At 64.8% G+C, this 389-nt stretch carries 1 pseudogene; it reads left to right on the forward strand.

Annotated features, from left to right (window positions below):
- Nucleotides 1-389: pseudogene (locus tag CYD26_RS24835) on the forward strand (hypothetical protein); the annotation flags it as partial.

The raw sequence follows: 389 nt of genomic DNA on the forward strand, positions 1-389 counted from the left end.
GACGACACCCCAACGGCAACCGGCACCCCTGTCACGGGCACCGTTGACGAAGACGGCCTGACCAACGGCATCCCTGGCGGAACCGGCGACGTTGCTGGCGAGGCGACCACCGCCAGTGGCAGCGTGACCGGCATCTTCCAGTCCGGTGCCGATACGCCGCTGAGCTATGGCTTGTCGAGTGACACCAGCGGCTTGCCGGCACTGAGCTCGGGCGGCGTGGCACTGGTGTACAGCGTCGTGGGCAACACCCTTACCGCCAAGGCCGGTGTGGTGGACGTGTTCACCTTCAGCCTCACCAGCGCCGGTGCGTATACCTTCACCCTGCTCAAGCCGCTGGACCATGCAGCCGGCAATGACGAAAACGATATCACCATCAACCTGGGCAGCTT

The sequence above is a fragment of the Pseudomonas sp. FFUP_PS_473 genome, assembly GCF_002858665.1.
GTDB lineage: Bacteria > Pseudomonadota > Gammaproteobacteria > Pseudomonadales > Pseudomonadaceae > Aquipseudomonas > Aquipseudomonas defluvii.